General features: G+C 63.6%; 5 protein-coding genes. 3 read left to right on the top strand and 2 right to left on the bottom strand.

Annotation, left to right across the window (positions count from 1 at the left end; genetic code table 11):
* Window positions 1–243 precede the first annotated feature (243 nt).
* Window positions 244–780 (top strand): hypothetical protein, encoded by a 537-nt coding sequence (locus Q0L57_RS09455; RefSeq protein ID WP_296741542.1) that lies wholly within the window; start codon window positions 244–246, stop codon window positions 778–780.
* A gap of 26 nt (window positions 781–806) precedes the next feature.
* Here the strand turns inward: Q0L57_RS09455 and Q0L57_RS09450 are convergent, their stop codons facing one another.
* Window positions 807–1,106, bottom strand: a complete 300-nt coding sequence (locus Q0L57_RS09450) for an AzlD family protein (protein ID WP_296741539.1) — start codon at window positions 1,104–1,106, stop codon at window positions 807–809.
* Entirely contained in the window at window positions 1,103–1,846 is a 744-nt protein-coding gene (locus Q0L57_RS09445; RefSeq protein ID WP_296741536.1) for an AzlC family ABC transporter permease, read from the bottom strand. The genes Q0L57_RS09450 and Q0L57_RS09445 overlap by 4 nt, the downstream gene beginning before the upstream one ends.
* A 171-nt stretch (window positions 1,847–2,017) precedes the next feature.
* Here Q0L57_RS09445 and Q0L57_RS09440 point away from each other — a divergent pair, with 171 nt between their 5' ends.
* Window positions 2,018–2,476: an Lrp/AsnC family transcriptional regulator gene (locus tag Q0L57_RS09440; RefSeq protein WP_296741534.1), complete on the top strand. Its 459-nt coding sequence runs from the start codon at window positions 2,018–2,020 to the stop codon at window positions 2,474–2,476.
* 159 nt (window positions 2,477–2,635) lie between these two features.
* Complete coding sequence (locus tag Q0L57_RS09435) at window positions 2,636–2,923, top strand: GIY-YIG nuclease family protein (protein ID WP_296741531.1); 288 nt, start codon at window positions 2,636–2,638, stop codon at window positions 2,921–2,923.
* Window positions 2,924–3,188 lie beyond the last annotated feature (265 nt).

Below are 3,188 nucleotides of genomic sequence, written 5' to 3'. Positions count from 1 at the left end.
GGGCGGAGCAAGGAGCGAAGCGACGCGCGCAGACCCTAGGATCCATGCCGTGACTTATGAGAGATGCAGCGATGCAGAATTCTTTTCGCATACAGCACTCAACGAGGGCACCATCGACTAGCAAATTCTTAAGCTAAGCCCCACTATTCTTTGCCCTATCCAATCTTGTTGCCTGGGACATGATGTCTTGGCTCGACGATCCGGTTGCCTTTCCATGACGAATGGGCGCCGAGGAGGCCAGGAATGTCTTCGCTTGCCGCATTGAACAGCGCCACCCTCCTGATCCTGCAGCCGCAGCGCCCGCAGTCGGCCGGGCAGTCGTCAGCCACCAGCCTCGTCGCGACCATCAATGGGGCCTCCAGCCCCGCCGGCTCGCCGCTCACGCAGGCGCAGGGCAAGATCAACGAATCCATGTTCAGCGTGAACAACACTGACTCCACGCAGATGAAGGCTCGCCTGTTCGAGCGTGTCGGCCAGGAATTCGGCATCAAGCAGGACGATTACAAATCCCTGTTTGCCTACGGCTCGGCCATCAAGAAGGCGGTGGACGACCTGAAGCAGAAGTCGCCGTCCGCCGTAACCCAGATCGAGAAGAAGCTCGGGCTCGATGAACTTGGCGTCTCGCTCGACACGCTGGTCAACGCCATCGTCGATCCGCAAGGCAACGACGGCGACAAGCTGCACACCGCGCTGAAGAAATATCTGGGCGAGCACGCCGACAAGGGTGACGGCAAGGGCCTCTCGCTGCAGCCTGACGAGATCGGCATCTACGGGCGCTAGTAATCTCCCCCTTGAGGGAAGATTACCTACCCCATCAGCCACCGCAGCGCTCCGGCCGAGGCCACCCCGATCACCACGGTGGGCAGCATTGAGAGCCTTGTCGCGGCCGCGAGCGTGATGGCGAGCGCGGCAAGGTCCGCCGGGTTCCTCGACACGAAATCCGGCGCGATCACCGAGATCAGCACGCAGCCGGGCGCGGCCTCCATCACCGCGGTGGCGCGCGGGCTGAGCGTGCGGTTGCGCAGTACAACATAGCCGCCGATGCGCGTCAGATAGGTCACGCCGGCCATCGCCAGTATGGCGAATACGGTCATCGGGTCGATCATTTCTCACCTGCCAGGAACCAGGCGGCCAGGAGGCCGGAAAGCGCGCCGGCAGCCACATACCAGGCGCCGGGAACGAGGAGATGGATGGCCGCCGCCACCACGAGGCTGACCAGCCAGGGGCGCGCGGCGGCAAAGCCCTTCCACATGCCCCTGAGCAGCACCAGGAAGACCGCCGGGAAGGCCATGGCGAAGCCGTAATTCTCGACGTTGCCGAGCATCGGCCCGAGCGCTGCGCCGCATGTGGTGAAGAAGACCCAGGCCACGTAGAAGGGCAGGGCGGTGCCCGCGTAATAGGCCAGGCTGAAGGCGGGCCGCAGCCCGGCGGCCTCGCGGCGTTTTGCGTCCGCCAGCCCGATCGCCCAGCTCTCGTCGCACATCAGGAACAGCGCCGGAAACACCTTGCGCCGCGGCAGGTGGCGCAGGAACGGCGCCAGCGCCGCGCCCATCAGGAAATGCCGGCTGTTGACCAAAAGCGTGATGGCGGCAATCAGCAGGATATGCGGCGGCGACGTCCAGAGCTGGATGGCTGCGAATTCGGAGCCGCCGGCGAAGTTCAGCCCCGTCATCAGCGGCACCTCGGCGACGCTCAGGCCCTTTTGCGCGGCCTGCGCGCCGAGCACCAGCGCATAGGGGATGATGCCGAGCAGCACCGGCGTCGAGGCAGCCACGCCCCGCCGGAACTCCGCGCCGTGCCCGCCTCCGGCCTGGCCTTCATCGAGGGTGATGTCGGAAACGCTCATGGTCCTGCCTTCGGCCGGCCTTGCGGCCGTTCCGCTTCAATCGTTCGCTTGTCGGTCATCTGCGGCGCAGCATAGCCGAAGCACTCCGCAATCGGGTTGCGAAGATTCGTCCGTTCTGCCAGATTTTAACATTGGATAGCGCAATTTGCGGAAAGACTGGAATCTTGAGCCATGAAGCTGGATGAGATCGACAGGCGAATCCTGCGCGCCTTGCAGCGCGACGGCCGCATGGCCAACAACGACCTGGCCAAGGAGGTCGGCCTGTCGCCCTCGCCATGCCTGAGGCGCGTGAAGCTCCTGGAGGAGGCCGGCGTCATCGACCGTTATGTCGCGGTGCTCAACCCGGCCAAGATCGGCCGCGGCCACACCTTCTTCACCCGCATCTGGTTGAAGCAGCAGGACGAGGACACCATCGAGCACTTCGCCGCCGAGGTGGCGAAGCTGCCCGAGGTGCTGGAATGCTATCTCATGCTGGGCGACTGCGACGCCATGGTGCGCGTCGTCGCGGCCGGCATCGAGGAATACCGCCGCTTCCAGTCGGAGCACCTCAGCCGCATCAAGGGCGTGCAGAACGTCAAGACCGATGTGCCCAGCCAGACGGTGAAGCAGACCTCGGAAATGCCGTTGTAAGGGGTGTCGCAGACACGCCGTCCCCATCCCTTCGTCATTCTAGGGCGAAGCAAGGAGCGGAGCGACGCGCGCAGACCCTAGAATCCATGCCGTGTCATCGGCCGTAGAATGCAACGGTGCAGAATAGCGTCCACAACCCGCGCCAGCTAGGATCGCTCCATGACCGGCTATGTCTACATGACCGCGAGCCAGAAACGCGGCACGATCTATATCGGTGTCACCAACGACCTTGCCCGTCGGATGCCCGAGCACAAGACCGGCCAGGGCTCCAGCTTCACCAGCCGCTACGGCATGCAGCGTCTGGTCTGGTACGAGGAATACTTTGACATCACCGACGCCATTCAGCGTGAGACGTCATTGAAACGCTGGCCACGCCAATGGAAGGTTGAATTGATCGAGAAGACCAATCCTGAATGGTTCGAGCTGTTTCGCGGGATTGGCTGGTGAACGTTCTGCGCGGTAGTGGCTCTCCACCGTCGCGGCATGGATTCTAGGGTCTGCGCGCGTCGCTTCGCTCCTTGCTCCGCCCTAGAATGACGAAGTGAAAGAGGCCTCGTTCCTTCGCGCCCCCTCTGCCCGCTGGCAGAGGGGTCGTCTCGCGTGAAGCTCCAGCGTCATCCTGGGCGCCAGGGGGTGTTGCAGAAGCGCCGTTCCCATCCTTCGTCATTCTAGGGCGAAGCAAGGAGCGGAGCGACGCGCGCAGACCCTAGAA

The organism is Mesorhizobium sp., from assembly GCF_024509055.1.
GTDB lineage: Bacteria > Pseudomonadota > Alphaproteobacteria > Rhizobiales > Rhizobiaceae > Mesorhizobium.
The sequence above is the reverse complement of the archived record's forward strand: the minus strand, read 5'-3'. Positions and strand labels throughout refer to the sequence as shown.